The organism is Pseudomonas sp. CCC3.1, assembly GCF_034347405.1.
Taxonomy (GTDB): Bacteria; Pseudomonadota; Gammaproteobacteria; order Pseudomonadales; family Pseudomonadaceae; genus Aquipseudomonas.
In genome coordinates, this window is record NZ_CP133778.1 from 1,723,706 (window position 1) to 1,750,676 (window position 26,971).

Genomic DNA, 26,971 nt, shown 5'->3' on the forward strand with positions numbered 1-26,971 from the left:
CGCCTTGCCTACCCTTCGCGTGAAAACATTTCGTACAAGCCTGGTACTTCAGACGCGGAACTGATCCATCAGGTTCTGTTGCTGGTTGGCCAAGGAATTAAGCGACTGGCTAACGCGTGCAGACTCATTGGCTTGCCCAGACAGTGATTCCGTCACATCGCGAATAGTTGCCACGTTGTGGTTAATCTCCTCGGCCACTGCACTTTGCTCTTCCGCTGCGCTGGCAATCTGCAAATTCATGTCGGTAATCACCGTCACCGCCTCACCGATTTGCTGCAAGGCCGTCACCGCGTGTCCTACTTGCTCCACGCTGCCCTGGGCTTGGCGATGACTGTTGCCCATCGATGTCACGACCTCTTGAGTGCCGACTTGCAGCTGTTCAATCACCTGACGGGTTTCTTCGACCGACTCCTGGGTCCGTCGCGCCAGATTACGCACTTCATCCGCCACCACGGCAAATCCGCGACCGGCATCTCCGGCCCGTGCGGCCTCAATCGCCGCATTCAAGGCGAGTAAGTTGGTTTGTTCGGCAATCGCGCGAATCACCTCCAGTACAGAGCCGATTTTCTCGCTGTTGGCCGCCAGCCCTTCCACTTGTTTCATGGCCACACTCATATCGGCGGCCAAGTGATCAATGCTGGAAGTGGTGCGATCAATAATGGTCAGGCCCTGACGCGTTGCCTGATCAGCATCGCGCGCGGCTTGTGCGGCCTGTGCCGCGCTGCGTGCGACGTCTTGAGCAGTTGCGCTCATCTCATGCGACGCCGTGGCGGCCTGATCGACCTGCCGGTATTGCTGCTCCATGCCGGCGCTGGTTTGGGTAGCAATAGAGGCTGACTGATCGGCGGTGCTGCGAGCATCCTGCACAGAGCGTTTAACCTCGGCAATGATCGGTTGCAGCTTGTCCAGAAAGCGGTTGAACCAACCGGCCAGTTGGCCCAGTTCGTCTTGTTTGTCGTAGGCAAGACGACGTGTCAGATCCCCTTCACCGCTGGCAATGTCTTCAAGCATGTGCGCGACGCTTAGAATAGGCCTTGTAACGCTACGGGCCATCAGCCACACCAGCAGCAGGCCTATGATCGCCGCCAGTGAGCCCAAGCCAAGTTCAATCAGGGTGCCGACGGTATTGCGCGCTTCCAGCTCGGCCTGTAGGGCTTGGGCAGGTCCAACCAGTACTTGCTCAGGTACGTCGAGCAATACGCCCCAGGCTTTGCTGCCTGGAATCGGAAAAAACGGCGTCAGTACTTTGAGGCGTTGATGGTTGCGGATGCTGTGTGTTTGGCCCGCGCCAGTCATCAGCCCCATCAGTTGAGCACCATCGTCAGGGTCTACTTGATTCAGACGCTGGCTGAGCTTGCTGGCATCGGCACTGAAACCGGCCAGCACCCCGGCCGAGCTGATAATGCTCACATGGGTTTGCCCGTCGTACAGCTTCTTGCTTGCCGTCTGGCTCATGGCCTGCAAACTGTTGAGATTAATATCCACCGACAGTGACGCAATCACCTTGCCATTGACCATCAACGGGAAAACGATGCTGGTCATCAGCACTTTCTGCCCGTCAATTTCATAGAAGTAAGGTTCGATGATGCACGGCTTAAGAGTCGTGCGTGGGCAGGTAAACCATGAGTTATTGGCTTGGCCGCTAGGTCCGATACTGGTGTCAGACATGTCGGTTTCAGGCAATGCCATCGAGGTCAATTTGCCCGGCGTCGTTTGCGACCAATAAAGGGCGAAACGGCCCTTGTCATTGCTGCCCAGTACTTGCTGATGGTCAAACAACTGATCTTTGCCATCCAGTGCATTGGCCTCAAAAACCAGCGATAAACCCAACAACTCCGGGTTGGCCTGCAATGCGGATTTAACCTGGCGGGTCAGGTCTTCGCGAAGATCGAAGGCATCTAAAAAGCGTTTTTCAGATTGCTCACGCAAAAACAGGACCTGGCGGGCAAACCCGTTGCCGTACTGGTAGGCGTCCATAAACTGACGACTAATAGCTTGGGCCTGTGCTTCACCCTGAGCTTCAATGCGTGCTTGAGCGGACTCATTAAGCATCTTCGCGCTTGAGGCCTCTACAAGGTTGGAGGTGTACTCCATGCGGTAAAGAGAAAGCCCCACCAGCAGGGCGACAACACCCACGAGGCAAAGTCCGGCGAGGAGGGTGATTTTCCATTGAATGGAAAGCTGTCTGAGCGACATGGAAACATCCTAAAAAGAGGCTTAACCCGTTAACGGCAGTCAGACATATTTCTTTACGAATAGAACTGAAAAATCACGTTTAAAAATCACGCTTAAGCCTTGTAAACACTAGGGTTAAAGCGGTTTGCCTTATGGATGTTGATAGCGGCAGGCTTGTGCTTTGACAAGGCGGCGATGCTGCTGCAAAGTGTGCGCCCTCAAATAAGTCCTCCCTTCCAAATCCGGCGATTGGAATAGCAGCCTATTGCCCGGAATTTCCCGCTTTACGGTGTTTTTATCGTCATGCGCACTATGAGGTTGTAAAGATGAATGCAGTCATTGCCGCGGTCGGCATCATGTTGGTGCTCAGTTTGTCCCGTGTGCATGTGGTTATCGCCCTGATTGTAGGGGCCGTCGTCGGCGGTCTCGTCGGGGGGCTGAGCATCGAGGCAACGCTCGATGCGTTCAACAGCGGCTTGGGCGGCGGGGCAACGGTTGCATTGTCTTACGCCATGCTGGGCGCCTTCGCGGTAGCGATAGCCAAGTCCGGGCTGGCGCATGCATTGGCTGATAAAGCACTGGTCATGGTCAATAAACAGCAGGCGGTCGGTGGCAACCGGATCAAATGGCTATTGATTGGTCTGCTGCTGGTGGTAGCCATTTGTTCGCAAAACATCTTGCCGATTCACATCGCCTTTATTCCCTTGCTGGTTCCGCCTCTGCTGTATGTACTGACCAAACTGAAGATTGACCGCCGCTTGATCGCCTGCGTCATGACCTTTGGCTTGATCACGCCCTACATGTTCCTGCCTGTGGGTTTTGGCAACATCTTCCTCAATCAGATCTTGCTCGCCAACGTCAGTAAAAGTGGCGTGGACATCAGCCAGGTCAATGTCACCCATGCCATGGCAATTCCTGCATCAGGCATGCTGTTTGGCCTGTTGGTAGCGGTGTTTATCAGCTATCGCAAAAAACGCGACTATGACTTGGCCAAAATCGAGCAAGTCGAGCAGACCAGCATTAGCTACAACCCGATAACCCTACTGGTGGCCGGGATTGCCATCGCCGCAGCGTTCATTATTCAGCTATGGCTGGGCTCGATGATCATCGGTGCGTTGGCGGGTTTTCTGATCTTCTCGGTGTCAGGCATTGTGCGTTGGCGCGAGACGGATGACCTGTTCACCGAAGGCATGAAAATGATGGCCATGATTGGTTTCATCATGATTGCCGCCTCAGGTTTTGCTGAAGTCATGAAAGCCACAGGCGAAGTGAAATCACTGGTTGAAACCTCTGCGGGCTGGATCAATCACAGCAAAGGCTTAGGTGCATTACTGATGCTGTTGGTTGGCTTGCTGGTCACCATGGGCATTGGTTCTTCGTTTTCGACAGTGCCGATCCTGGCTGCGATTTTCGTCCCGCTGTGCGTGCAACTGGGTTTCAGCCCGATGGCCATCGTTTGCATCGTCGGAACGGCGGGCGCCTTGGGCGATGCGGGGTCTCCTGCGTCAGACTCAACCCTGGGCCCGACTTCCGGCTTGAACATTGACGGCCAGCACCATCACATTTGGGACACCGTGGTCCCGACGTTCCTGCACTACAACCTGCCGCTATTGGCTTTTGGTTGGGTCGCCGCGATGGTCTTGTAAATCAGGGCAATTCGATACGACCGTCTTCTCCGGGGACGGTCGGCCAATCACCTGCCGCCCAGCGTGTTCTGGCCTGTTCAATCAGAGCGGGGTCGCTGGCAACGAAGTTCCAGTTCATGCGCCGTGGTCCATCCAGTGGCGCGCCACCGATCAGCACCGCGTGGCAGTCACTTTTGGCACACAACGTCAACGCTTCCCCGCGCGGCAGTACCACCAGGCTGAGGGGTTCAAGGGGCTGGTCTTCCAGCAGCGCTTCGCCTTGCAACACATACAGCGCCCGCTCCTGATGTTCGGCTGGAATAAGCAGGGTCGTGGCGGTCTGCATCTGCACTTCGGCATATAGCGTAGGTGAAAGGATTGGTACGGGTGATTCCAGACAAAAGCCTGATCCTGCAATCAACCGTATTCTTACACCCAGGTTATCGATCACGGGCAAGCTGTCGGCTGTGTGGTGGCTGTACAGCCCTTTACCTTGCTCGTGTTCTTTTGGCGAAGCCAGCCACACCTGCAGCCCGTGCAAAGTCGAGCCCTGTGCCAGTAGCGAGGAGGGCGTACGTTCAATGTGGGCAATCGCCGCGCCGGCTGTCATCCAGCTGACTTCGCCGGGCCCAACTTGCTGGTCCGAGCCCAAACTGTCTTTGTGTTGCAGTTGGCCTTCAAACAGATAGGTCAGGGTGGACAGGCCAATATGCGGATGCTGTCGGATATTCATCCCGCGACCGGGTGGATATTGCGTCGCCAGCATGTGATCGAAAAATACAAAGGGCCCGACATTGCGGCATTTGGCAGAAGGCAGCGGGCGCAAGATAGGTTGGCCTTCAACATCCTCGGCGCGTGGTTTGATCACGGTGAATGTAGGCATGGGCCTGTCCTGGCAATGAAGGAGCGCTGAGCATAACCCAACGCTCCGGCCCCGGCATTACTGGCTGAACGCGCCTTCAGACAAGTGAGTTTCGATGCTGACTTCGGCGGTGGTCATCAATTTATGCACGGGGCATTTGTCCGCCACGTTATGCAACTCTTGGCGTTGTGCGTCCGTCAACACGCCCTTGAGGGTCAATTTGACGTGCAGCGTATACTTGCCTTTTTGCTCATCACTGGCATCGTGTTTGACTTCAACCGTGACGCCCGTGAGCGGGATGTCTTTCTTTTTCGCATACAGCTTGAGGGTCAATGCCTTGCAGGCGCCTAGGGCGGCATCGAAGTAATCATGCGGGCTTGGGGCGGAGTCATCGCCACCTAATGTTTTGGGTAGATCAGTAAACACTTCGTGATCGTCGATTTTAATGCTGTGACGAAAACCTTCTTGGGACTCAGTATTGACGGTAACAGTCATGGCAAACCTCGGAGTGGAGTGATAAAGGTCCTGATCTTTATAGAGCACCCTGCGCGTTGTGCGTTCCATGAGGTAAAAAAAATGCCCCGACCAGGTCGGGGCATTTTTATTGAGCGGGCGGGGGGCTTACTTGCCTTCCCAGCGCTTCAGAACCAGCGTGGCGTTAGTGCCACCGAAACCGAAGCTGTTGCTCATAACGGTGTTGATAGTGGCATCTTCACGCGTCTTGGTCAGGATTGGCATGTCAGCAACAGCCGGATCCAGTTCATCAATGTTGGCGGAGCCAGCAATGAAGTTGCCTTCCATCATCAGCATGCAGTAGATCGCTTCGTGAACACCGGCGGCGCCCAAGGAGTGACCCGACAGGCTTTTGGTCGAGCTGATAGGTGGCGCTTTGTCTGCGAAGACTTCACGAATGCCTTTCATCTCGGCTACGTCGCCGACCGGAGTCGAGGTGCCGTGGGTGTTGATGTAGTCGATAGGCGCATCAACTGTCGACATTGCCATCTGCATGCAGCGGATAGCGCCTTCGCCGCTCGGTGCAACCATGTCGTAGCCGTCAGACGTTGCACCGTAGCCAACGATTTCAGCGTAGATCTTGGCGCCACGGGCCAGAGCGTGTTCCAGCTCTTCGACCACTACCATGCCGCCGCCACCCGCGATGACGAAACCGTCACGGTCGGCGTCGTAGGCACGGGAAGCTTGTTCCGGGGTGTCATTGCGCTTGCTGGACAGAGCGCCCATGGCGTCGAACAGGAACGATTGGCTCCAATGCTCTTCTTCACCGCCGCCAGCGAAAACGATGTCCTGTTTGCCCATCTGAATCTGTTCCATGGCGTTACCGATGCAGTGAGCACTGGTGGCGCAGGCAGAAGCGATGGAGTAGTTCAGGCCCTTGATTTTGAACGGGGTCGCCAGACAAGCCGAAACGGTGCTGCTCATGGTCCGCGTTACACGGTATGGGCCGACGCGCTTCACGCCTTTTTCGCGCAGGATGTCGAGCGCTTCCATCTGGTTCAAGGTCGACGCGCCGCCAGAACCGGCGATCAGGCCGGTACGCGTGTTGGAGACTTGCTCCTCGGTCAGGCCCGAATCAGTGATGGCGTCTTTCATGGCCAAGTAAGCGTAAGCAGCTGCGTGGCCAACGAAACGATAAATCTTGCGATCGATCAGCTCTTCGAGGTTCAGGTCAATGGAGCCGGAAACCTGGCTACGCAGACCCATTTCGGCATATTCCGGGTTGAATCGGATACCAGGGCGACTTGCACGCAGGTTAGCGGAGACGGTCTCTTTGTCATTGCCCAGGCACGAAACGATGCCCAGACCAGTGATAACGACGCGGCGCATGCGGATAACCCTTAAAAGTTGTCAGTGGAAGTAAATACGCCGACCCGAAGGCCTTCGGCAGTATAAATCTCGCGACCGTCGACAGTGACCGAACCATCGGCAATGGCCAGGTTCAGCTTGCCCTTGAGGACGCGCTTGATTTGAATGTTGTAGGTGACTTTCTTGGCAGTCGGCAAAACCTGGCCAAAGAACTTCACTTCGCCCGAACCCAAGGCACGACCGCGGCCAGGCAAACCTTGCCAGCCCAGGTAGAAACCTACCAACTGCCACATGGCGTCAAGGCCCAGGCAGCCCGGCATTACCGGATCGCCTTCAAAGTGGCAGGCAAAGAACCACAGGTCTGGATTGATATCCAGCTCGGCGACCAATTCACCTTTGCCGTACTTGCCGCCTTCTTCACTGATATGGGTGATGCGATCCACCATCAGCATGTTAGGGGCGGGCAGTTGCGCGTTACCTGGGCCGAACAGTTCGCCGCGGCTACAGCGCAGCAGATCTTCCCGAGTAAAGGCGTTTTGTTTGGTCATGCGAGCTCCTCAATAATCCCATGTGGCAAGGTGGGGCAAATCTTCCCGACCAACCGAAACATGGTGTTCCAGTTCGCCAGCCTACACATAGACTATTGCGTTGTAGTGAAAGTCACAGCGCAAAGGACAGGAATGTACACTTGTGCACTGAAAATTTAAATCGGGCCGGTTCAGGGGCCCATTCGGGTGCCTAAGACTGCCGCACTTTTGCGTTTAACGCCAGTCGCAGGTGCCTCATTAGCCACAAGTTACAGGACCCAGCGCTGTAAAATCTGCTCCAACTCCGCTCGTTTGAACGGCTTGGCAAGGTAATCGTTCATGCCGGCTTGCAGGCAGGTTTCCCGATCGCCCTGCAACGCGTTGGCGGTCAGGGCAATAATGGGCACCGTGACACAGCCTGCCAGCTGACGGATTTGCCGGGTGGCTTCGTAACCGTCAATCACAGGTAAGCGGCAGTCCATCAGAATCGCCGCGTAGAGCGCAGTATTGGCGTGATGAATCGCTTGAGCGCCGTCACTGACCACGCACACTTCATACCCCAGGCTTCTCAGCGTTGCCTCAATAACGGCCTGATTGACCGGATTGTCCTCTACCAGCAAGACTTTACGGCCTTGAGTACTCAGCGGCTGTGCCGTGACTGCCAGCCTTTTACTGGTCGTCACAGGCTGATGCAGCTCTAGTGGAATCTCCAGGGTGAACACCGAACCCTGAGCTTCTTCACTCTTGGCGTGCAACCTGCCGCCCATACGTTCGGCCAGCGTACGCGCGATGGGCAAGCCCAGGCCTGTGCCGCCATAGCGCCGTGAAATCGAGCTGTCAGCTTGCTGGAAGGCATTAAACATCGACTCCAGCTTATCGGTGCTGATCCCGATACCGCTGTCGCGCACTGAGCAGGTAAACCAGATCAATTCGTGATCCAGTGGCTGCCATTGGGCTTCGATACTGACGCTGCCGCGCTCGGTGAACTTCAAGGCATTCCCGATCAGATTGACCAGAATTTGGCGTATCCGGGTCGGGTCGCCGAGCACATGTAAAACCTTCAGATCGTCGGGAATCGTCAGTTGCAACAGCAAATCACGTTGACCTGCACTGAACTGGAAGGCTTGGGCGCAGTTGTCGATCAAATCCAGAAGGTTGAATGGAATGTGTTCCAGCTCCAGCGTCGAACGCTCGATGCGCGAAAAATCGAGAATATCGTTGATCACCTTGAGCAAGTGTTCAGTGGATTCGCAGGCGAGGGCGGCATATTCCGCCTGTTCCTCAGTCATCCTGGTGGTTTCCAGCAATTGCAGCATCCCCAGTACGCCATTCATCGGGGTGCGCAGCTCATGGCTCATCATCGCTAAAAAGTCAGTTTTAGCGCGGTTGGCCCGTTCGGCTTCTTCGCGGGTTTGAATCAGTTGAGCAATGGCGGTCTGTTGCTCACGGCTGGCCTGCTCAAGGCCTTCGGCCAGATTATTGATGTGTTGCGCGAGACTCCCCAGTTCACCCTCGTCAACCACCGGCAAAAGCGCTTTGTAATCGCCTTGCTGGATGGCCTTGACCGCCTTGCTCATGTCACTGATGGGTTTGGACAGATTAGAGGCCAGGCGCCTGGCCAGCAGGAAGGTGAAGCCCAATGCAAACAGCGCGAGAATCACTGCTTTGAGCAAGATCTCTTGCTGGCGCTTGCTGAATGCATCATTCGACATGCCGACCAATACACGGCCCAGATAATCTTCTTCTGGCACAGTGGCTTGGCTGTTCCTCATTAAAAAAGCATCGCCAGAGGTACTTTTCTGCCATCGCACGGGCGCCTGAAATACTTCAACGGGCGTTGCATGGTTCTGAGAAAACGCCGGTTGCTCGGCTTGAGCCAGCGTATTGCCTGCGCGATCTTGTACCTGCACGAACTCGACGTGGGGCGTATTCAGTGACGCTTTTATCAAGGATTCCAGTATTTGAACGTTACCGGACATCACCCCGTATTCAGTCGCTGGGGCGAGTTGGTTGGCAATCAATTGGCCCGTGTAATCCAGTTCCTGACGCAAGTCCTGGATGCGTACGAAGGTAAAAAAACTGATGAGCAACAGGGTTAACAACAACGCTGGCCCCAGGCTCATCATCTGTGTACGGGTGTGAATATCCCAGTGACTACGTGCTGTCATGAATGAGCAATCCCTTCAGTTGTGCACATGTCAGCCGTCATTTTGTCCATGTGTACTGTCATCCTTGACTTGAGATGGGTCATTCGTGTGCGCAGCTGAGCTGCCCTTGGCTGTTGAAATCAAGGCGGCATGGTAACTGAGCTTTCATACTTTGCCAGTCAGAGCCCGCTTTTCTTCGGCTAAATCGTTCAAAACCGCGGGGTGCCCCACCCTCGAGTCACTGCGCAAGGAAACTTAACACGCGCAATCATCACGTGTGCAATCGCCGTCTTAACTATCCTGCAACAGCAGTGCGCTGGGGCTGGTCGTCGAGCATGCGCCCCGTATAATGCCGCGATTGCCACAGCTAGATGGATGACGGGATTGCATATGACTGAACAGCACGCTATTGCGGTCTTGGGAGGCGGAAGCTTTGGCACCGCCGTGGCCAACTTGCTGGCAGAAAACGGCCATCGTGTGCACCAGTGGATGCGTGACCCCGAGCAAGCCGAGGCCATTCGCCTCAATCGTGAAAACCCGCGTTACCTCAAAGGCATCAAAATTCATCCGGGGGTCGAGCCCGTCACCGACCTGCAAGCGACCCTCGATGGCTGCGAACTGTGTTTTGTGGCGCTGCCATCCAGCGCCTTGCGCAATGTACTGGCAGACCACGCCGAGCGTTTGAGCGGCAAAATGCTGGTCAGCCTGACCAAAGGCATCGAAGCCCACAGCTTTAAATTGATGAGCGAAATTCTTGAAGAAATCGCCCCTCAAGCCAGAATCGGCGTGCTGTCGGGCCCTAATCTGGCCCGTGAAGTGGCAGAGCATGCGTTGACGGCCACCGTGGTTGCCAGCGCCGATGAGGCGCTCTGCACCGCTGTACAGGCGGCGCTGCATGGTCGTACGTTCCGGGTCTATGCCAGCGCTGACCGATTCGGCGTCGAATTGGGGGGGGCGTTGAAAAATGTGTACGCCATTATTGCTGGCATGGCCGTTGCGCTGGGTATGGGGGAAAACACCAAAAGCATGCTGATTACCCGTGCTTTGGCAGAAATGACCCGTTTTGCTGTCAGCCAGGGTGCCAATCCCATGACTTTTCTTGGCTTGGCGGGCGTAGGCGATTTGATCGTCACCTGTTCGTCGCCTAAAAGCCGTAACTATCAGGTCGGGTTTGCCCTCGGCCAAGGCTTGAGCCTGGAAGACGCGGTTGCCCGTTTGGGCGAAGTCGCCGAGGGCGTGAACACCCTTAAGGTGCTCAAGGCCAAGGCGCAGGAACTGAACGTTTACATGCCATTGGTCGCGGGCCTGCACGCGATCCTGTTTGAAGGCCGCACGCTCAACCAGGTGATCGAACTGCTGATGCGCGCAGAGCCCAAGACCGATGTCGACTTTATTTCCACCAGTGGTTTCAACTGAGTCAGCACAGGAGCAGCACATGAGTGACAGCAAAAACGCCCCCAAGTACGAGTCCATTGTTTTACGCGTGTTGTGGATGCTGGTTTTTTTTCTGGTTTGGCAAGTCGCGCAATTCGTGCTCGGCGCGCTGGTGCTGGTGCAATTGATTTATCGCTTGGCTTACGGGGCACCCAATGGCGGGCTCATGAACTTCGGTGACAGCCTAAGCCTGTATCTCGCCCAGATCGGGCGCTTTGGCAGCTTTCATACCGAACAAAAGCCGTGGCCTTTTGCTGATTGGCCTGCTGCGCGTGCCCCGGAGGGCGAGGCGCCTTACGTGGCGCCTGCTGACGGTACCGAGAGCAAGCCATGAAACTCTGGATCTTGCGTCACGGCGAAGCCCAGGCCCATGCCCGACGTGATGCCGAGCGCGAGCTGACCGCCCATGGCCGGGAACAAGTGTTGCACAGCGCCGCACAGATGCTCGGCGAGCCACTGGACAGCATCTTGGTCAGCCCGTATGTGCGGGCTCAGCAAACCGCTGAGTTGGTACGCAAGGCTTTGGGTTTCACCTCTGAACTCATCGTCGTGCCGTGGCTGACACCCGACAGCGAGCCGAAGTACGCCATGAGCAAATTGCCTGACAGCGGCCATGTATTGCTGGTCACACATCAGCCGTTTGTTGGGGATTTGATCAGCCTGCTGCAATTTGGCCATCTGCGTGAGCCCCAGCCAATGCACACGGCCAGCCTGGCCGAGCTTGAGGGGGAATGGCCGCTGGCTGGCAGCATGAAATTGCTCAGTGTGCGCCACCCCCGGTAGAAAAATACCCGTTGTAGCCGCTGCCGCTGAAATAGAAAGCGAACGTCCTGCGAACCACATAGCAGCCTGCGGCAGCGACTACAGTTTTTTAGTAACGGTTGCAGAGTCGGGTGTGAGTGAAAGATAGTTGGGTCAAGGTTGCCAAAAATCCTACGAAAAAATGGCAATCAACACTCACTGAGCAAGGAATGACCCATGAGCTTGTGGACCACCCAGCCAGATCTGGCGCACCTCAACGAGATGCGCAAAAACACCATCTGCGACGTGCTGGATATTACCTTTGATGCTTTCGATGACCAGTCCATCAGTGCCAGCATGGTGGTGGATTCCCGCACTCATCAGCCGTTCGGCTTGTTGCATGGGGGCGCCTCGGTTGTGCTGGCCGAAACCCTTGGCTCGATGGCCAGTTACATGTGTGTCGACACACAGAAATTCTATTGCGTGGGGCTTGAAGTCAACGCGAATCATCTGCGCGCGGTGCGCAGCGGCCGGGTCAACGCTATAGCACGGCCGGTTCACATCGGGCGTACCACCCATGTGTGGGACATTCGCCTGACGGACGACAACGGCAAACTCAACTGCATTTCTAGGCTGACCATCGCTGTCGTGCCCTTGGGTGAAACACCGCCCGCACGTTGATTGGGCAGTGCAATGGCCGTAGTGGCGTCATTCATGGCGCATACGGTCGTTGATATGGTGAATCTTCCTACAGACAATAAGGCGTATTTCCTATGTATGGACGCCTTGTATGTCTAGGCAGATTTTTTTCGCCCATGCCAATGGCTTCCCGTCAGGTACCTACGGCAAGTTATTTGACGCTCTGGCCCCGGATTTCAGCGTCACCCGGCTGTCTCAGCACGGGCATGATCCGCGTTTCCCGGTGGACAATAACTGGCACAACCTGGTCGATGAACTGATCTATCACCTGCAACAGCAAGCCGAACCGGTGCTGGGCGTTGGCCACTCGCTGGGCGGCATGTTGCACTTGCACGCGGCATTGCGTTGCCCGCAGTTGTACAAAGGTGTGGTCATGCTCGACTCGCCGGTATTGACGCTCACCGATCAATGGGTGATTCGTGCTGCCAAGCGTTTTGGCTTTATCGACCGTCTGACCCCGGCGGGCCGCACGTTGGGGCGGCGCGAAGAATTTGCGGATCGTGCTGCGGCCCGTGAGTATTTCGCGGACAAGTCACTGTTTCGCAGTTTCGACCCGGACTGCTTTGAGGCGTACCTGGAGCATGGCTTACAGCCCGTCGATGATCGTTTACGCCTGAGTTTTGACCCCGCTACAGAAATCAACATCTACCGAGGTGTTCCCCACACCAGTCCCGGACGGATCTTTCAATTGCAGGTGCCATTGACTGTGGTTCGTGGGCAAGACAGCCGCGTAGTCATGCGCCATCATGCGCGGGCCGTGGCGCGTATGCCTCGCGGTGAGTCTCTGAGTGTGCCAGGCGGGCACATGTTCCCGCTGGAGCAGCCGCAAAACACCGCCAGCCTGCTCAAACACATTTTTGCCCGCTGGGAACTGCATCACCCCGGCCCCTGAAGAGCACCCTGCATGAACCCTGTGGTTGAAGAAGTCCGTCTGAGCCTGCCGCATATCGAACTGGCCGCGCATCTATTTGGTCCCGAAGACGGATTGCCGGTCATTGCCCTGCACGGCTGGCTGGACAACGCCAACAGCTTTGCGCGGCTGGCGCCCAAGCTGTCCGGCCTGCGCATCGTGGCGCTGGATTTTGCAGGCCATGGTCACTCCGATCACCGACCGCGTGGCGCCGGGTACGCGCTGGCCGATTACGCCTTCGACGTGCTGTGCGTCGCCGAGCAATTGGGGTGGGAGCGTTTTGCATTGCTGGGGCATTCGCTGGGCGCGATTGTCTCGGTGATCGTGGCCGGCTCATTCCCTGAACGTGTCACCCAATTGGCGCTGATCGACGGCATCGTGCTGCGCAGCGGCCCTGAAGGCGACACGGCCGAGCGCATGGGTCAGGCCTTGCAGGCGCAACTCGGTCTGGCGCACAAGCGCAAGTCGGTGCACCCGACCCTTGATCGGGCGATAGAAGCGCGCATGAAAGGCATGGTCGCGGTCAGTCGCGAAGCCGCCGAGTTGTTGGCCCAGCGCGGGTTGATGCCCGTACCCGGCGGCTACAGCTGGCGCAGTGACAGCCGCCTGACATTACCGTCGCCCTTGCGCCTGAGCGATGAACAGGCCATGTCCTTCGTTCGGCGGATCAGTTGCCCGACGACCCTGGTGGTCGCAGAACAGGGCATGCTGGCCAGCCATCCCGAGTTGCTGGATCGTCTACCCTTTACGTTGAACCGGTTGGCTGGCGGCCATCATTTGCACCTGAATGACGAGGCGGGGGCAATCCTTGTTGCAGACTGTTTCAATCGGTTCTTCGCCGTTCCTTGACTTGCGGCGGCCAACTGCCGAGGCTTGGCGGGTTGAAATGGGAGACAACCATGATGGATCACTGCAACGCTGCGACCCCGAAAGGCCATCCGGTCTCTATCGTGAGACGCCGATGAACATACCTAATCGCTTTATTCTGGCGCTGGGCCTGAGCTGTTTTGGCCCTTGGGTATGGGCTGCCGACGTGCCTGGCAGCCACGACTTAAAGGACCTGCCACGGCTGGCCGACGCGCAAATAGTCGATTACACCGTACAACCTGACGTCGAGCGGATTTACCCGATGGGCTCGATCCGCAAAATCAGTGGCCGCCTGCGTTTCGAGGGGCAGGTCAACACCCGCGGTCAGACCACAGCCGTCACCTACGAATTGCCTGCAGAACACACGGCCACTGAAGCCTTCACGGCTGCTCGTGAAGCGTTGCAAAAACAAGGCGCAGATTTGCTGTTCTGGTGCCAGGGCCGTGATTGCGGCGAGAGCAGCCTGTGGGCCAATGAAGTGTTCGGCAACTCCAAACTGGTCGGCGCTGACGACCAGCAAACCTACTTGTTGCTGCGTCGAGCGGCTCCCGATCACAACCAGCTCGTTGCCTTGTACGGTATTAATCGGGGCGGTCGTAAAGCTTACCTGCATGTTGAACAACTTCAGGCGAGTGCCGATTTAGGCGAGCTGCTGCCCACCTCGGCGACCTTGCAGCGCCAGTTGAAAAACACGGGCGAGCTGGACTTTCCCAAGCTGGTGGGTGAGCCGGACGCACAATGGGTCACCCTGATCGCCAGGGCATTGAACCTTGATGTCACCTCCCGAGTCAGTTTGACCGGCACCAATGCATTAGCCTGGCGTGATGCTTTGATCAAAGGCGGTGTGCGCGCCGCTCGCATGGACCTGGGGACCAAGCCAGCCAATGGCCTGCATCTCGAGTTATTGCGCTAAACCCTGCAAAACGACGGCTACACTCTGGGTAGTCGTCGCCTCATTTCGAACCTTCAATTGTCTGCGGAACCTACATGCTCAATAACGATCGCCTGTTGGTGCAGATCCTGCTCGTGGTGCTGTTCGGCGCCACCCTGTGGGTGATGGCACCGTTTTGGTCGGCTTTGTTCTGGGGGGCTGTGCTGGCGTTCGCCAGTTGGCCCCTGATGCGTCTTTTAACACGCTGGCTCAACGGGCGTGAGTCGCTGGCGGCGAGCATCCTGACCCTTGGCTGGATGTTGCTGGTGGCCGGGCCACTGGTGTGGCTGGGCTTTAACCTGGCAGACCATGTGCGTGACGCCACCACATTCGTCAAAGACGTGCAGCTCGAAGGCTTGCCCGAGGCGCCGACCTGGCTGGCGGGTATCCCGTTGGTCGGTGAGCGTTTAGTGGGCATGTGGAACACCATCGATGAGCAGGGCGCGGCCATGATCCTGGCCGTCAAACCTTATCTGGGGCAGGTGGGCAACTGGCTGCTGGCCCGCAGTGCGCAAATTGGTGGCGGCATTCTTGAACTGACGCTGAGCATTGTCTTTGTGTTCTTTTTCTACCGTGATGGCCCGCGCCTGGCGACCTTCGTCCACGGGCTGCTGGTGCGGCTGATCGGCGAGCGTGCTGATTATTATCAAGAACTGGTAGCGGGTACGGTTCAGCGCGTGGTTAACGGGGTGATCGGTACGGCTGCGGCGCAAGCCTTGCTGGCGCTGATCGGCTTTTTGATTGCCGGTGTACCGGGTGCGCTGGTGCTTGGACTGGCCACTTTCCTGCTCAGCCTGATACCCATGGGGCCGCCACTGATCTGGATCCCGGCCACGGCCTGGCTGGCCTGGAAGGGCGACTACGGGATGGCGATTTTCCTTGGTATCTGGGGCACGCTGATCATCAGCGGTGTCGACAACGTGCTCAAACCTTACCTGATCAGCCGGGGCGGCAACCTGCCGCTGGTGATCGTGTTGCTCGGTGTGTTTGGTGGGCTGATAGCTTTTGGTTTCATCGGCCTGTTTATCGGCCCCACCTTGCTCGCCATCGCCTACAGCCTGCTGGTCGACTGGAGCGCCAGCCAGCAGAACAAAGACAAGGTCTAGCCGAACTTTGGCCCGGAGCGGGTGTTATTGCCCTTGGCCATACGGTCGTAAAGCACCACATTGACCGTGGCTGCCAGGTTCATGCAGCCATTGGTCGGGATGTAAATCACATCTTCGCACCAGTCCAGAATCTCTTTATCCAGAGAGCCATCTTCTGGGCCAAAGATGTAAATCGCTCGATCCGGGTGTGTGTATTCCGGCAAAGAGCGTGCGCCCTCGACCAGCTCAACGGCGACCGGGATGCAGCCCAGCGGGATAATTTTTTTCAGGTCGTCGATACCAATCAGCGGAATATCCTGATGGATCTTCTTGGTGTCGGTGATGAAATCGCGGGCGCGTTCATAGCGTTTCCCCGTGTAAAACACCGACGCCACGTTGTAGCAACCAGCCGCACGCATCACCGAGCCGACGTTTTCCGGTGATTTGGGGTTATACAAGCCAATGCAGCTGTACCGTTTGTTTGCCACGTGCCGGTGCCCTTCAGAAAAAGACGCGAGTATACCAGCACCCCTGCAGGAGCGAGCTTGCCTCGCGATCTCTTGATCTTTTTAAAGATCAAGAGGCAAGCTCGCTCCTGCACGAACCGGTGACTTAGTCGTCTTTCTTCATCAGCCCGGCCAGCGCGGCAAACGGGTTATGCGTCGCCTTGGCCACTTTCGGGCTGCTGGTCGAGCTGTCCGAGAAGTACTGCTGGTCGGTGTAACGCGAGTGCTCGTTGTCGTGGCAGTACAGGCACAGCAGCTCCCAGTTGGAGCCGTCCTGCGGGTTGTTGTCGTGGTTGTGGTCACGGTGGTGAACGGTCAGCTCGCTCAGGCGCTTGCCAGCAAACTCGCGGGCGCAGCGGCCACACACGTGCGGGTACATTCTCAGGGCTTTGTCGCGGTAGCCCATTTCACGATCACGCTGGGCATCGGCCAGGATGCGGTCCAGCTTGGCGGTGTGGGACGGTGGGTTCGCTGAACTCATGGGGTTCACCTTTAAGACGAATGACGGTTATGTCGTGAAGTTTAGCTGTTGATCAGCCTTTGATTTTTTCAGCAATCCAGATCGTGTGGCGCGTGCCCTTGTTGCCGTGGGCGAACACCTGGACCTCTTCGGCTTTAAAGCCGGCTTTGCGCAGCTTGTCCGAAAACTGTTTGTCAGCACTGGCCGACCACACCGCCAGTACACCTTTGGGGCGCAGCGCCTTGGCACAAGCACTCAAGCCACCAGCCGAGTACAGCCAGCTATTGGCTTTTTGGGTCAGGCCTTCAGGGCCGTTGTCGACGTCGAGCATAATCGCATCAAAGCCGTTGGGCTCGGCTTGCAGCACCTTGGCCACGTCTTCCATGCGGATCACGGTGCGCGGGTCTTGCAGCGGGTTGCCGGCTTTTTCGCCCAGCGGGCCGCGATTCCACTCCACAACGCCTGGCACCAGCTCGGCGACCACCACTTCGGCGGTCTTGCCCAAATGCTTGAGCGCCGAGGCCAGGGTAAACCCCATGCCCAAGCCGCCAATCAACACCCGCGATTGCGGGCGACCGGCGACTTTACGGCACGGAATCTCGGCCAAGGCATCTTCGGAGCCATGCATGCGAGTGTTCATCAGTTGGCCGCCGTCACCGCCCTGAATCTTGATCACGAAGTCTTCGCCATACTCGAACAGGCACAAGGCACCGCCGTTTTCGGGGATCGGGGTGGTGTCGAGCAAAACAAAACGTTTCATGGAAATCTCATAGAAATGGGACAAAAACAGCTGGTTACGAGTAGCCTGATGGCAGATAAGCCGTCTGGCAACGGAGTGATTGATGAAACGCACTATTCTAACGGCCATTGTGTGGGGGGCGCTCTCGATAAGTGCAACCCAGGCAGCGGAATTAACCTCAATTCCTAGCGTCCCCGTGACCCCTGCGCCGGGCTCGCCGGGTACTGCGACGCCCACCCCATACCCGCAGATTACCCCGCGCGCGGTGCCAAAGCCCGTTGCCGGGAGCAGTCAGGTCCCGCTGCCGCCGATCGACCTGCCGCAGCCGCCCCCCAAAGATCAACCGCTGCCGGGGCTTGAGCCGAAAGATTCGAAAGTTAAGCCAATGTCGGAGTGACCCTGCTGGCACTTTATTCAACGTATGCGTAGCAGTTGCCGAGTTCCGCGAGGCTACGTCCGATTGCGAAGCGATCGTAAATGCTGAGAGCCAGATCTAACTGGAAATCCGCGAGGGCGTATTTACGACGACTGCGTCGCCGGACGTAGCCTCGCGGAACTCGGCAACTGCTACGTGGGGGGTTAAATTCCCAATACCTTGAACACAAACGCGTATTCCAGCGCGACGTCGCGCAGGCCCTGGTAACGCCCGCTCATGCCGCCATGCCCTGCGTCCAGCTCGGTCTTGAGCAACAATAAGTGGTCGTCAGTCTTGGTGGCGCGCAGCTTGGCCACCCACTTGGCCGCTTCCCAATATTGCACGCGACTGTCGTTGTAGCCGGCAATCACCAGCATCGCCGGGTACGCCTGCGCGGTTACATTTTCATAGGGTGCGTACGCCTTGATCCGCTCATACACGTCAGGCTCTTGCGGGTTGCCCCATTCGTCGTATTCGGTGACTGTCAGCGGCAACTCAGGGTCGAGCATGGTGTTGAGCACATCGACAAACGGTACTTCGGCAATTGCGGCCCCGAACAGTTCTGGACGCTGATTGAGCACGGCGCCGATCAACAGGCCGCCCGCGCTGCCGCCACTGATCACCAACTGATCGCTGCGGGTCAGGCCCTTGTCGATCAAGTGTTCAGCACAGGCAATAAAATCGCTGAACGTGTTGTGTTTGTGCTCTTGCTTGCCCGCGCGGTACCAGGCTTCGCCCAACTCACCGCCGCCACGAACATGTGCAATGGCAAACGCCACGCCGCGCTCCAGCAAACTCAGGCGGGCATGGGAAAACCACGGATCAAGGCTTTCGCCATAGGCGCCGTAGCCATACAGATACAGTGGTGTCGGTTTACCCAGCGCCTCACGCTTCACCACCAGGCTGATCGGCACTTGAGTCCCGTCAGGCGCGGTCGCCCACAAGCGCTGGCTAATGTAGTCATCGGCATTGAACGGTCCAAGCACCGGGGTTTCCTTGAGTACCGTTTGCTCGCCATTGGTCAGCGTCAATTGGCGCACCTGTGCCGGGCGGTTCAGCGATTCGTAACGCAGGCGAATGTGCTCGCTGTGAAACTCCAGGCTGTCTTGCACATACAAGCTGTAGGCTGCGTCTGGAAGTTGCACGCGGTATGCCGGTAAACCATTAGGACGAATCTCAATGATTGGCAGGCCGCCTTCGCGCAGGCTCAGGCACAACGCGTTGGCGTTCAGGCTGAGGCCTTCAAGCATCACGCTGTCGTCGTGGGCGATCAGGCGCTGCCAGTCATCACACTGCGGGGCGTCACCCAACGCGTAATACAGCGCAAAGTTGATGCCGTCCTGATTGGTGCGAATAAACCATGCCCATTGCCCTTCGTACAGGCCATGGTCGACGCTGTAATCGTGGCCCTCAACCCGCGGCGCCAGGCAAGTGAATGCCTGTTGCGGCTGATCGGCGTCCAGTACCCAGGTTTCGCTGGTGGTTTTGCTGTTGAGCAACAGAATCAGTTGACGCTCTGAGCTTGAGCGGTAGCAATGTAGAAAAAATCGTCCATCGGCCTCATGAAACACCTCATGTGCCGCCGTTTCACTCAGCGTGTGGCGAAACAGCTTGTGCGGACGATGGGTCTCGTCCAGTTCCGCGAAAAACAGCGTCTGACTGTCATTGGCCCACGTCATGCTGCCATCACAGTCTTCAAAGGGCAGTTCAGTCACCGCGCCGTTGTTCAACTCTTTCACGAACAGGCGATAAGTCTCTTCGCCGCTGGTGTCCAGGCTATAGGCCAAACGCTGGTGATCCGGGCTGATGCTGAACGCACCCAATGAAATAAAGCCGCCGTCAGCCAGAACGTTAGGGTCCAGCAGCAATTGCTCGGCATTTTCGTCGACGTGCTGACTGTCATCGGCCGGCCGCGGGCAGCGGTAATGGCGCGGGTACTCGTCACCGGCATTGGTGCGGGTGTAATACAAATACGGGCCCCAAGGGGAGGGCAGTGACAAATCTGTCTCGCGAATTCGGCCCTTGATCTCTTGAAACAGCGTCTCACGCAGCTCGGCCTGATCGGCCAATTGAGCTTCCTGGTAGGTGTTTTCCGCAGTCAGGTAGTCCAAAACCTCTTTGCTATCGCGGTTTTGTAACCATGAGTAGGGGTCAGAACCCTCGACCTTGCGTGCGATAGGGGCGCTGTTTGCGTAGGCTGATTCGGTCATTGAGCGATCTCTGAAACCTGCATGAATAGAAGTGGCGCTGACGGCGGTGCAGCCGCACTCTCGAAAAGCCGTTATCATAGCGCCTCATTGCCTGCCGACCATGGATACCATGACCGAGAACGACTATCTGATCGCCTGGGGCTTTTACGCCTTCGCCGCTTTAGGCTGCCTGCTCGTATGGTGCCGCCTGACCCGTTTCATGTGGCGTTGGTTGCGTGAGCCATTACGCGTGCTTATGGCGGTGCTGCTGCTCAGCCCGACCATCATTGACCCGGTCAAAGAGCAATTCGCCCCTGCGCTGGCCATTACGGCCCTGGACCTTGCGTTCAAGGTGGGTAATAACGCGTGGCGTGCGGTGTCTGACCTGTTGATGTACACCATCATCGCGTTTTGCGTGTATGCGCTGTTTGTGCTGATTCGTTGGCCCATTGAACGTGCGCGCAAGGCGCGTCTGGCGCAAACCGCAGCAGCAGAACAAACCCGCCGTATTGACCCTGAAGACGACCAGCCGTTCGGTTCGGCCGGTGATGACCGCTATGGTCGTCCGGCCGCGCCACGTCCAGCAGGTCCGTCGCGGGTTGAACCACGGGTGTAATCTTTTTTCGTTGAGCTTGAATGCGAGAGTGCGAGCGTGTGTGAATTATTGGGCATGAGCGCCAACGTCCCGACCGATATTGTGTTCAGTTTTACTGGCCTGATGCAGCGTGGCGGGCGTACCGGCCCGCACCGCGATGGCTGGGGTATCGCCTTCTACGAGGGCCGTGGCCTGCGTTTGTTTCAGGATCCTGGCGCCAGTTGTGATTCCGAAGTCGCGTTGTTGGTGCAGCGTTATCCGATCAAAAGCGAAGTCGTCATTGGCCATATTCGTCAGGCCAACGTGGGCAAAGTGTGCTTGTCCAACACTCACCCATTTGTCCGCGAGTTATGGGGGCGCAACTGGTGCTTCGCACATAACGGCCAATTGGCAGACTTCTCACCCAGCACGCGTTTTTATCGCCCGGTAGGCGATACCGACAGCGAAGCGGCGTTCTGTGATTTGCTCAATCGCGTGCGTGAGGCGTTTCCTGAGCCGGTGGATGTCGAGCACATCCTGCCGGTACTGGTTAAGGCCTGCGCCGAATTCCGCAGCAAAGGTGTCTTCAACTGCTTACTCAGTGATGGCGAATGGCTATTTTGCTACTGCTCGACCAAGCTGGCGCAAATCACCCGGCGCGCACCGTTTGGCCCCGCTCGGTTGAAAGATGTCGACGTTATCGTCGATTTTCAGTCAGAAACCACCCCCAATGACGTGGTGACTGTGATTGCCACCGAGCCGCTGACTGAAAACGAAACCTGGACTCGCTACGAGCCTGGCCAATGGAGCCTGTGGCGACGCGGAGAATGCGTCCGCCAGGGTTCAACCGAATAAGGAAAGGCGTGTATGTGGCTGAGCTACCTGCGGTTGGTGCTGTTTACATTGGGGTTGTTGCTCGGCGTGCAAGTGCCGGGGTTTATCAACGATTACGCCAACCGCGTTGAAGCTCACCTGATCGAGGCGCAAACCGGGCTTGCCGGTTTCCAGAACACCGCCAATCAGTTTTTCAAGGGCGACTTGCAAGCGCTGGTTGCGCATTATCAGGCCAGTGATGACCCGGTCTTTCGCAGCGATGCCAACAGCCTGAGCACCTTGCTCAATCGCCAGCGTTTGCTCGACGCTCAATTCCAGGCCATGCAAGGCCCGTGGTACCTCCGTGCGCTGCAAGTGGCCTACGCCGCTGACCCGGACATCCGACAAGAAACCCTCAACGCCTACACCTACCAAGTGCTGCTATCGCCTTCGGCCATAGGCTGGGCAATGGCCGGGGCATTGCTGTTTTCGTTCATCATCGAAGGCTTCTTCCGACTGGTGGACTGGGTTGTGCTGGGCGGTAAGCGCCAACGCGAGCGTATCGCCCGGCGTGAACGCAACAGCTGAAAAACACCTGCCTGTAATTACATGGACTCGCCCAAGCCGAGGCGTCTGTGCGCCACGGTGGCATTCTATTAGAAGCCAACGACAGCGAGGGCGAGTCCATGAAAAAGAATACGACGACCAATCAGTCCATGCCAACCGATGTTTCGAAATGCACCGTCATCGCCGTAGACCTGGCTAAAAGGGTCTTCCAGGTGGCTGGCCAGGATGCCTTTGGCCTAACGGTGTATGAGGAGCGCATCAATTCACGTGAGGCCTTTCATGCATTTCTTCGGAAATTGCCAACAAGCGTAACCGTGTTGGTGGAGACAGGTCCGGGGGCTCAGGCATGGGCGCAATTGCTGAAAACCCAAGGCAATCCTGTCCGGATATTGCCAGCCCAGCATGTCGCCAATCACCGCAGCGGACCCAAGAACGATCGCAACGATGCACTGGCTATCTTGCGCGCAGGGCGAGATATCAATATCTCGTCGGTACCGGTCAAGAGTGCTGCTGCCTTGGCCATGCAAGCTCTTCATCGTGTCCGGCAAGGTTACGTGCGCCGTCGCACAGCAATGAGTAATCAGATGCGCGGCCTGTTGCTAGAGCATGGTCTTGCCATGGCGCAGGGCGAAGCAGCAATCAGCCAGGTTATCCCCCGGATTCTGGAAGATGCCAGCCAACCATTGCCTGATCTGTTACGCGAATTGATAGATGAGTTGCTGGGCGAATGGAGTCAGTTGGGCGAGCGCATCAATGTACTGACCGGTCGACTGGAAACAGCGGCAAAAAATGACGAAACAGCCAAACGGCTGATGACCGTACGCGGTATCGGCCCAATTATTTCTACAGCAGTGATCGCTAAACAAACCGAACCTGAGCGCTTTGCCAACGCGCGGCAGTTCGCTGCTTACTTCGGCTTGGTGCCCAAGCAGCACAGCAGCGGCGAGAAAGTCCGATTGGGCAAGATGAGCAAGCATGGCGATGCCTACTTGCGAAGCTTGGCGATTCAGGGCGCTCACGCGGTGTTGAGACAGGTACGCACTGATTCAGAGGATCCAGATGACCGGCGCTTGCAACGCTGGGTATCAAAGTTGGGTCGCAAAGAGGCGGCCGTTCGGTTAGCCAACCGAAACTTGCGCATCATCTGGGTGCTGTTACAAAACGACCAAACGTATCGCCGCCAAGTGAGCAACGGCCAGGAGGCAGCGATGAGTTAAGGATCTAAAGAGTTCTGCCACCGGGGTGTAAACCGCTCCAACCCATGCTTAAGAACATTGATCACAGGTCAGACCGTCGCGAATTTATGCCTGCGCTCCTACCGGCCCTTGAGGCCTAACTGTAATTGGCATATCGCGAGCTCATAAAATGTTGGCCAGAAGCCGATTATGGCTTCCCAAAATAGGCCTTATACATAGATGCAGCCGGGTATCAGTGGGAAAAAGCGGGTTGACAGTGGGGGCGAGTCCATACATAGGAGCGAGCTTGCCTCGCGATCTTTTGATCTTTAAAAGTCAAAAGATCGCGAGGCAAGCTCGTTCCTACAGGGGGATCTTATTTGGCCAAAAATCGCATCCCTTCTTCTAGCCCGTCCAGCGTCAGCGGGTACATGCGATCTTCGATCAAATCCCGCACGATGCCAGTCGATGCCGTGTACTTCCAGGTGTCTTTCGGGTACGGATTAATCCAGATCAGCTTTTTGTACTTCTCCATAAAACGCTGCATCCACTTGTAACCCGGCTCCTCGTTCCAGTGCTCGACACTGCCGCCTGCATGGGTGATTTCATACGGCCCCATCGACGCATCACCGATGAAAATCACTTTGTAGTCCGCGCCATACTTGTTCAGCACATCCTGAGTCGCGATACGTTCAACATGGCGGCGCTGGTTGTTTTTCCACACCGATTCATAAATGAAGTTGTGGAAGTAGTAATACTCCAAATGCTTGAACTCGGTTTTGCAGGCCGAGAACAATTCCTCGCAAATTTTTACGTGGGAATCCATCGAGCCGCCAATATCAAACAGCAACAGCAGTTTGATGTTGTTGCGCCGCTCAGGCCGCATCTGAATATTCAACAGGCCCGCGTCACGTGCGGTGTGATCGATGGTGCCGTCGATGTCCAGTTCATCTGCCGCGCCTTGGCGGGCGAACTTGCGCAGGCGGCGCAACGCAACCTTGATATTGCGCGTGCCCAATTCGACCTGGTCGTCGAGGTTCTTGTATTCGCGCTGTTCCCAGACTTTTGCGGCCTTGCCCTGACGAGCACCGGCATCGCCTACGCGAATCCCTTCGGGGTGATACCCGCCTGAGCCAAACGGGCTGGTGCCGCCAGTACCGATCCATTTGTTGCCACCGGCATGGCGTTCTTTCTGCTCTTCAAGGCGCTGTTTGAACGCCTCGATCAGCTTGTCCAGGCCGCCCAGAGACTGCAACTGAGCGCGGTCCTCATCGCTTAGCGAGCGTTCGAACTCTTTGCGTAGCCAGTCTTCGGGGATCAGCGCCTCAAGGTGTTCATTGAGGTTTTGCAGGCCGTTGAAATAGGCGCCGAACGCACGGTCGAACTTGTCGAAATGGCGTTCGTCTTTCACCAGAATCGTACGCGCCAGGAAGTAAAACTCGTCCATGTCGGCAAAGGTCACGCGGTTCTTCAGCGCGTTGATCAGGTCCAGCAACTCGCGCACCGAAACCGGCACCTTGGCCGCCCGCATTTCATTGAACAGATTCAGCAGCATGCTTATCGCCTTCTGGAAAAATCAGCGATTACCGCGACGGCTCATAAACGCCAGACGCTCCAGCAACTGCACGTCTTGCTCGTTTTTAACCAGCGCACCGGCCAGCGGCGGAATGGCTTTAGTCGGGTCACGCTCACGCAACACCGCCTCACCAATGTTGTCGGCCATCAGCAGCTTGAGCCAATCCACCAGTTCGGACGTCGACGGCTTTTTCTTCAGACCGGGCACTTTTCGTACGTCAAAAAATACGTCCAGCGCTTCACTTACCAGTTCTTTCTTGATGTTCGGGAAGTGCACGTCGACGATTTTTTGCAGCGTCGTGCGATCCGGAAAGCTGATGTAGTGGAAGAAACAGCGGCGCAGGAACGCGTCCGGCAGCTCTTTTTCGTTGTTGGAGGTAATGATGATGATCGGGCGGACCTTGGCTTTGATCGTTTCATCGGTCTCGTAAACGTAGAACTCCATCTTGTCGAGTTCTTGCAGCAGGTCGTTGGGGAACTCGATGTCGGCCTTGTCGATTTCGTCGATCAGCAGAATCACTCGTTCCTCGGCCTCGAAGGCTTCCCACAACTTGCCTTTTTTCAGGTAATTGCGCACATCGTGAACTTTGTCGACGCCCAATTGCGAGTCGCGCAGGCGGCTCACTGCGTCGTACTCATAGAGGCCTTGATGGGCCTTGGTGGTGGACTTGATGTGCCAGGTAATCAACTTGCAACCAAAGGATTCAGCCAGTTGCTCGGCCAGCATGGTTTTGCCGGTACCGGGCTCGCCCTTGACCAGCAATGGACGTTCCAAGGTGATCGCTGCGTTGACCGCCAGTTTCAGGTCATCGGTGGCCACATAGGCGCGGGTGCCTTCAAACTTCATCTGCAAATCCTCAAACCATGAGCCGAACCCTGCAAGGGCAGGGCGCGAAGACTAAAAAGTATGCCCGACTATAACGCGCTGTCCGCTTCAGGTGAACGCACACGCCTTATTCAGTCTCTGAATGGAGCGTCACGTCATGACTGGACGCCTTGAATCGTGAAGCCTACCCTTGGGGCCTTCCCAAAAGGTGCATAAGGACCCCGCCATGAGCCGCATTTTTGCAGACAACGCGCACTCCATCGGTAACACGCCTCTGGTTCAGATCAACCGGATCGCGCCGCGTGGCGTGACTATTCTGGTCAAAACTGAAGGGCGTAACCCTGGCTATTCGGTGAAATGCCGCATTGGCGCCAACATGATCTGGGACGCCGAGAGTCGGGGTGTGCTCAAGCCGGGCATGACCATTATCGAGCCGACCTCCGGCAACACCGGGATTGGCCTGGCCTTTGTCGCTGCGGCTCGCGGTTACAAATTGGTGCTGACCATGCCGTCTTCGATGAGCATTGAGCGGCGCAAGGTGCTTAAAGCGCTGGGCGCTGAGTTAGTGCTCACCGAGCCAGCCAAGGGTATGAAGGGCGCTATCGACAAAGCGGCAGAGATTCAGGCCAGCGATCCGGAGCGGTACTTCATGCCGCAACAATTTGAAAACCCGGCCAACCCGGCCATTCACGAAAAAACCACTGGCCCGGAAATCTGGAACGATACCGACGGCGGTATTGATGTACTGGTTGCCGGCGTCGGCACGGGCGGCACCATTAGCGGTGTTTCGCGTTATATCAAACACACCCGGGGCAAGCCGATCTTGTCGGTCGCGGTTGAACCCATCACCTCGCCGGTGATTACTCAGGCGTTGGCCGGGGAAGAGATCAAGCCTTCGCCACACAAGATTCAGGGTATTGGCGCCGGTTTTGTGCCCAAAAACCTCGATTTATCGATTCTCGACAAAGTTGAGTTGGTTAGCGATGACGAGTCCAAGGCCATGGCGCTGCGCTTGATGCAAGAAGAAGGGATCTTGTGCGGTATTTCCGGCGGTGCGGCTGTGGCCGTGGCTGCGCGTTTGGCCGAAACGCCGGAAATGCAGGGCAAAACCATCGTCGTGATCCTCCCTGACTCGGGCGAGCGTTACCTGTCGAGCTTCCTGTTCAGCGACATGTTCAGCGAGCAGGAGTTGCAGCAGTAAGCGCTGAAAATAGTGCAGATAGTGTGGGAGCTGGCTTGCCAGCGATTCAGGCGCTTTGATTTTTCAGTGATACCGCGCTGATGCAATCGCAGGCAAGCCAGCTCCCA

The 26,971-nt window shown here is 56.8% G+C and carries 27 protein-coding genes and 1 pseudogene; 15 read left to right on the top strand and 13 right to left on the bottom strand.

The window, feature by feature from the left end:
* Positions 1–48: 48 nt before the first annotated feature.
* Both RHM56_RS25920 and RHM56_RS25925 read right to left on the bottom strand, forming a co-directional pair.
* Positions 49–804 (bottom strand): methyl-accepting chemotaxis protein, encoded by a 756-nt coding sequence (locus RHM56_RS25920; RefSeq protein ID WP_416194907.1) that lies wholly within the window; start codon positions 802–804, stop codon positions 49–51.
* A 102-nt stretch (positions 805–906) separates the two neighbouring features.
* Positions 907–2,196: pseudogene (locus tag RHM56_RS25925) on the bottom strand (HAMP domain-containing protein); the annotation flags it as partial.
* 305 nt (positions 2,197–2,501) lie between these two features.
* Here RHM56_RS25925 and RHM56_RS07745 point away from each other — a divergent pair.
* Positions 2,502–3,821, top strand: coding sequence for a Na+/H+ antiporter family protein (locus RHM56_RS07745; protein WP_322240150.1), 1,320 nt, complete (start codon positions 2,502–2,504; stop codon positions 3,819–3,821).
* Position 3,822: 1 nt separating this feature from the next.
* Here the strand turns inward: RHM56_RS07745 and RHM56_RS07750 are convergent, their stop codons facing one another.
* The 5 genes from RHM56_RS07750 to RHM56_RS07770 form a co-directional block, all read right to left on the bottom strand.
* Complete coding sequence (locus RHM56_RS07750; RefSeq protein WP_322240151.1) at positions 3,823–4,683, bottom strand: pirin family protein; 861 nt, start codon at positions 4,681–4,683, stop codon at positions 3,823–3,825.
* A 57-nt stretch (positions 4,684–4,740) separates the two neighbouring features.
* Entirely contained in the window at positions 4,741–5,157 is a 417-nt protein-coding gene (locus RHM56_RS07755) for an OsmC family protein (protein WP_322240153.1), read from the bottom strand.
* Positions 5,158–5,283: 126 nt separating this feature from the next.
* Positions 5,284–6,504, bottom strand: coding sequence for a beta-ketoacyl-ACP synthase I (fabB, locus tag RHM56_RS07760; protein ID WP_322240156.1), 1,221 nt, complete (start codon positions 6,502–6,504; stop codon positions 5,284–5,286).
* Between the two features lie 11 nt (positions 6,505–6,515).
* Positions 6,516–7,031 carry a 3-hydroxyacyl-[acyl-carrier-protein] dehydratase FabA gene (gene fabA / locus RHM56_RS07765; RefSeq protein WP_017529299.1) on the bottom strand — a complete coding sequence of 172 codons (516 nt, stop codon included), beginning with the start codon at positions 7,029–7,031 and terminating at the stop codon, positions 6,516–6,518.
* Positions 7,032–7,279: 248 nt separating this feature from the next.
* Positions 7,280–9,178 (bottom strand): ATP-binding protein, encoded by a 1,899-nt coding sequence (locus RHM56_RS07770; RefSeq protein ID WP_322240160.1) that lies wholly within the window; start codon positions 9,176–9,178, stop codon positions 7,280–7,282.
* A 369-nt stretch (positions 9,179–9,547) separates the two neighbouring features.
* Between RHM56_RS07770 and RHM56_RS07775 the strand changes: the two genes are divergently transcribed.
* From RHM56_RS07775 to RHM56_RS07810, 8 genes are all read left to right on the top strand, one after another.
* Complete coding sequence (locus tag RHM56_RS07775) at positions 9,548–10,573, top strand: NAD(P)H-dependent glycerol-3-phosphate dehydrogenase (protein ID WP_322240162.1); 1,026 nt, start codon at positions 9,548–9,550, stop codon at positions 10,571–10,573.
* Between the two features lie 19 nt (positions 10,574–10,592).
* Positions 10,593–10,925, top strand: a complete 333-nt coding sequence (locus RHM56_RS07780) for a DUF4389 domain-containing protein (protein ID WP_322240164.1) — start codon at positions 10,593–10,595, stop codon at positions 10,923–10,925.
* Positions 10,922–11,374 (top strand): phosphohistidine phosphatase SixA, encoded by a 453-nt coding sequence (gene sixA, locus RHM56_RS07785; RefSeq protein ID WP_322240166.1) that lies wholly within the window; start codon positions 10,922–10,924, stop codon positions 11,372–11,374. The genes RHM56_RS07780 and sixA overlap by 4 nt, the downstream gene beginning before the upstream one ends.
* Positions 11,375–11,569: 195 nt before the next feature.
* Entirely contained in the window at positions 11,570–12,013 is a 444-nt protein-coding gene (locus RHM56_RS07790; protein WP_322240168.1) for a hotdog fold thioesterase, read from the top strand.
* A gap of 109 nt (positions 12,014–12,122) precedes the next feature.
* Positions 12,123–12,923, top strand: coding sequence for an alpha/beta hydrolase (locus RHM56_RS07795; RefSeq protein ID WP_322240170.1), 801 nt, complete (start codon positions 12,123–12,125; stop codon positions 12,921–12,923).
* 12 nt (positions 12,924–12,935) lie between these two features.
* The gene (locus tag RHM56_RS07800) at positions 12,936–13,790 is read left to right on the top strand and encodes an alpha/beta hydrolase (RefSeq protein WP_322240172.1); all 855 of its coding nucleotides are present in this window, start codon (positions 12,936–12,938) and stop codon (positions 13,788–13,790) included.
* Positions 13,791–13,902: 112 nt separating this feature from the next.
* The gene (locus RHM56_RS07805; RefSeq protein WP_322240174.1) at positions 13,903–14,721 is read left to right on the top strand and encodes a DUF4892 domain-containing protein; all 819 of its coding nucleotides are present in this window, start codon (positions 13,903–13,905) and stop codon (positions 14,719–14,721) included.
* Between the two features lie 74 nt (positions 14,722–14,795).
* A complete protein-coding gene (locus tag RHM56_RS07810; protein ID WP_322240176.1) occupies positions 14,796–15,845 on the top strand; it encodes an AI-2E family transporter in 1,050 nt (349 codons plus the stop codon).
* On the opposite strand, the gene RHM56_RS07815 is transcribed toward RHM56_RS07810, so the two are convergent.
* From RHM56_RS07815 to RHM56_RS07825, 3 genes are all read right to left on the bottom strand, one after another.
* Positions 15,842–16,312, bottom strand: a complete 471-nt coding sequence (locus RHM56_RS07815; protein WP_322240178.1) for an RNA methyltransferase — start codon at positions 16,310–16,312, stop codon at positions 15,842–15,844. The two genes, RHM56_RS07810 and RHM56_RS07815, sit on opposite strands and share 4 nt — an antisense overlap.
* 124 nt (positions 16,313–16,436) lie before the next feature.
* A complete protein-coding gene (locus tag RHM56_RS07820; RefSeq protein WP_019410529.1) occupies positions 16,437–16,811 on the bottom strand; it encodes a YajD family HNH nuclease in 375 nt (124 codons plus the stop codon).
* A gap of 52 nt (positions 16,812–16,863) precedes the next feature.
* A complete protein-coding gene (locus RHM56_RS07825; RefSeq protein ID WP_322240180.1) occupies positions 16,864–17,550 on the bottom strand; it encodes a spermidine synthase in 687 nt (228 codons plus the stop codon).
* Between the two features lie 82 nt (positions 17,551–17,632).
* Between RHM56_RS07825 and RHM56_RS07830 the strand changes: the two genes are divergently transcribed.
* Positions 17,633–17,926, top strand: coding sequence for a hypothetical protein (locus RHM56_RS07830; RefSeq protein WP_322240182.1), 294 nt, complete (start codon positions 17,633–17,635; stop codon positions 17,924–17,926).
* Positions 17,927–18,108: 182 nt separating this feature from the next.
* On the opposite strand, the gene RHM56_RS07835 is transcribed toward RHM56_RS07830, so the two are convergent.
* A complete protein-coding gene (locus RHM56_RS07835) occupies positions 18,109–20,154 on the bottom strand; it encodes a S9 family peptidase (protein ID WP_322240184.1) in 2,046 nt (681 codons plus the stop codon).
* Positions 20,155–20,254: 100 nt separating this feature from the next.
* On the opposite strand from RHM56_RS07835, the gene RHM56_RS07840 reads away from it, so the two are divergent.
* The 4 genes from RHM56_RS07840 to RHM56_RS07855 all read left to right on the top strand — a co-directional run bounded on the left by RHM56_RS07840 (position 20,255) and on the right by RHM56_RS07855 (position 23,304).
* Complete coding sequence (locus tag RHM56_RS07840; protein WP_322240186.1) at positions 20,255–20,749, top strand: MFS transporter; 495 nt, start codon at positions 20,255–20,257, stop codon at positions 20,747–20,749.
* A gap of 36 nt (positions 20,750–20,785) precedes the next feature.
* Entirely contained in the window at positions 20,786–21,562 is a 777-nt protein-coding gene (locus RHM56_RS07845; protein ID WP_322240188.1) for a class II glutamine amidotransferase, read from the top strand.
* A 12-nt stretch (positions 21,563–21,574) separates the two neighbouring features.
* Positions 21,575–22,108 (top strand): DUF2937 family protein, encoded by a 534-nt coding sequence (locus RHM56_RS07850; RefSeq protein WP_322240190.1) that lies wholly within the window; start codon positions 21,575–21,577, stop codon positions 22,106–22,108.
* Positions 22,109–22,236: 128 nt separating this feature from the next.
* Positions 22,237–23,304 carry an IS110 family transposase gene (locus tag RHM56_RS07855; RefSeq protein ID WP_322241702.1) on the top strand — a complete coding sequence of 356 codons (1,068 nt, stop codon included), beginning with the start codon at positions 22,237–22,239 and terminating at the stop codon, positions 23,302–23,304.
* 334 nt (positions 23,305–23,638) lie between these two features.
* On the opposite strand, the gene RHM56_RS07860 is transcribed toward RHM56_RS07855, so the two are convergent.
* Complete coding sequence (locus RHM56_RS07860; RefSeq protein WP_322240192.1) at positions 23,639–24,817, bottom strand: VWA domain-containing protein; 1,179 nt, start codon at positions 24,815–24,817, stop codon at positions 23,639–23,641.
* A 21-nt stretch (positions 24,818–24,838) separates the two neighbouring features.
* On the bottom strand, positions 24,839–25,684 hold the full coding sequence (locus RHM56_RS07865) for a MoxR family ATPase (protein WP_322240194.1): 846 nt from the start codon (positions 25,682–25,684) through the stop codon (positions 24,839–24,841).
* Between the two features lie 205 nt (positions 25,685–25,889).
* Here RHM56_RS07865 and cysK point away from each other — a divergent pair, with 205 nt between their 5' ends.
* Positions 25,890–26,864, top strand: coding sequence for a cysteine synthase A (gene cysK / locus RHM56_RS07870; protein WP_322240196.1), 975 nt, complete (start codon positions 25,890–25,892; stop codon positions 26,862–26,864).
* Positions 26,865–26,971: the final 107 nt, after the last annotated feature.

Bases quoted from the DNA above. Each gene is read 5' to 3' on its own strand.
- RHM56_RS07800 (WP_322240172.1), top strand. From the start codon at position 12,936: ATGAACCCTGTGGTTGAAGAAGTCCGTCTGAGCCTGCCGCATATCGAA.
- RHM56_RS07790 (WP_322240168.1), top strand. From the start codon at position 11,570: ATGAGCTTGTGGACCACCCAGCCAGATCTGGCGCACCTCAACGAGATG.
- RHM56_RS07805 (WP_322240174.1), top strand. From the start codon at position 13,903: ATGAACATACCTAATCGCTTTATTCTGGCGCTGGGCCTGAGCTGTTTT.
- RHM56_RS07825 (WP_322240180.1), bottom strand. From the start codon at position 17,550: ATGAAACGTTTTGTTTTGCTCGACACCACCCCGATCCCCGAAAACGGC.
- RHM56_RS07750 (WP_322240151.1), bottom strand. From the start codon at position 4,683: ATGCCTACATTCACCGTGATCAAACCACGCGCCGAGGATGTTGAAGGC.
- RHM56_RS07795 (WP_322240170.1), top strand. From the start codon at position 12,123: ATGTCTAGGCAGATTTTTTTCGCCCATGCCAATGGCTTCCCGTCAGGT.
- RHM56_RS07780 (WP_322240164.1), top strand. From the start codon at position 10,593: ATGAGTGACAGCAAAAACGCCCCCAAGTACGAGTCCATTGTTTTACGC.
- RHM56_RS07810 (WP_322240176.1), top strand. From the start codon at position 14,796: ATGCTCAATAACGATCGCCTGTTGGTGCAGATCCTGCTCGTGGTGCTG.
- RHM56_RS07860 (WP_322240192.1), bottom strand. From the start codon at position 24,817: ATGCTGCTGAATCTGTTCAATGAAATGCGGGCGGCCAAGGTGCCGGTT.
- fabB (WP_322240156.1), bottom strand. From the start codon at position 6,504: ATGCGCCGCGTCGTTATCACTGGTCTGGGCATCGTTTCGTGCCTGGGC.
- RHM56_RS07820 (WP_019410529.1), bottom strand. From the start codon at position 16,811: ATGAGTTCAGCGAACCCACCGTCCCACACCGCCAAGCTGGACCGCATC.
- RHM56_RS07775 (WP_322240162.1), top strand. From the start codon at position 9,548: ATGACTGAACAGCACGCTATTGCGGTCTTGGGAGGCGGAAGCTTTGGC.
- RHM56_RS07865 (WP_322240194.1), bottom strand. From the start codon at position 25,684: ATGAAGTTTGAAGGCACCCGCGCCTATGTGGCCACCGATGACCTGAAA.
- cysK (WP_322240196.1), top strand. From the start codon at position 25,890: ATGAGCCGCATTTTTGCAGACAACGCGCACTCCATCGGTAACACGCCT.
- RHM56_RS07745 (WP_322240150.1), top strand. From the start codon at position 2,502: ATGAATGCAGTCATTGCCGCGGTCGGCATCATGTTGGTGCTCAGTTTG.
- sixA (WP_322240166.1), top strand. From the start codon at position 10,922: ATGAAACTCTGGATCTTGCGTCACGGCGAAGCCCAGGCCCATGCCCGA.
- RHM56_RS25920 (WP_416194907.1), bottom strand. From the start codon at position 804: ATGGAGCAGCAATACCGGCAGGTCGATCAGGCCGCCACGGCGTCGCAT.
- RHM56_RS07850 (WP_322240190.1), top strand. From the start codon at position 21,575: ATGTGGCTGAGCTACCTGCGGTTGGTGCTGTTTACATTGGGGTTGTTG.
- RHM56_RS07840 (WP_322240186.1), top strand. From the start codon at position 20,255: ATGGATACCATGACCGAGAACGACTATCTGATCGCCTGGGGCTTTTAC.
- RHM56_RS07830 (WP_322240182.1), top strand. From the start codon at position 17,633: ATGAAACGCACTATTCTAACGGCCATTGTGTGGGGGGCGCTCTCGATA.
- RHM56_RS07855 (WP_322241702.1), top strand. From the start codon at position 22,237: ATGCCAACCGATGTTTCGAAATGCACCGTCATCGCCGTAGACCTGGCT.
- RHM56_RS07770 (WP_322240160.1), bottom strand. From the start codon at position 9,178: ATGACAGCACGTAGTCACTGGGATATTCACACCCGTACACAGATGATG.
- RHM56_RS07755 (WP_322240153.1), bottom strand. From the start codon at position 5,157: ATGACTGTTACCGTCAATACTGAGTCCCAAGAAGGTTTTCGTCACAGC.
- RHM56_RS07835 (WP_322240184.1), bottom strand. From the start codon at position 20,154: ATGACCGAATCAGCCTACGCAAACAGCGCCCCTATCGCACGCAAGGTC.
- fabA (WP_017529299.1), bottom strand. From the start codon at position 7,031: ATGACCAAACAAAACGCCTTTACTCGGGAAGATCTGCTGCGCTGTAGC.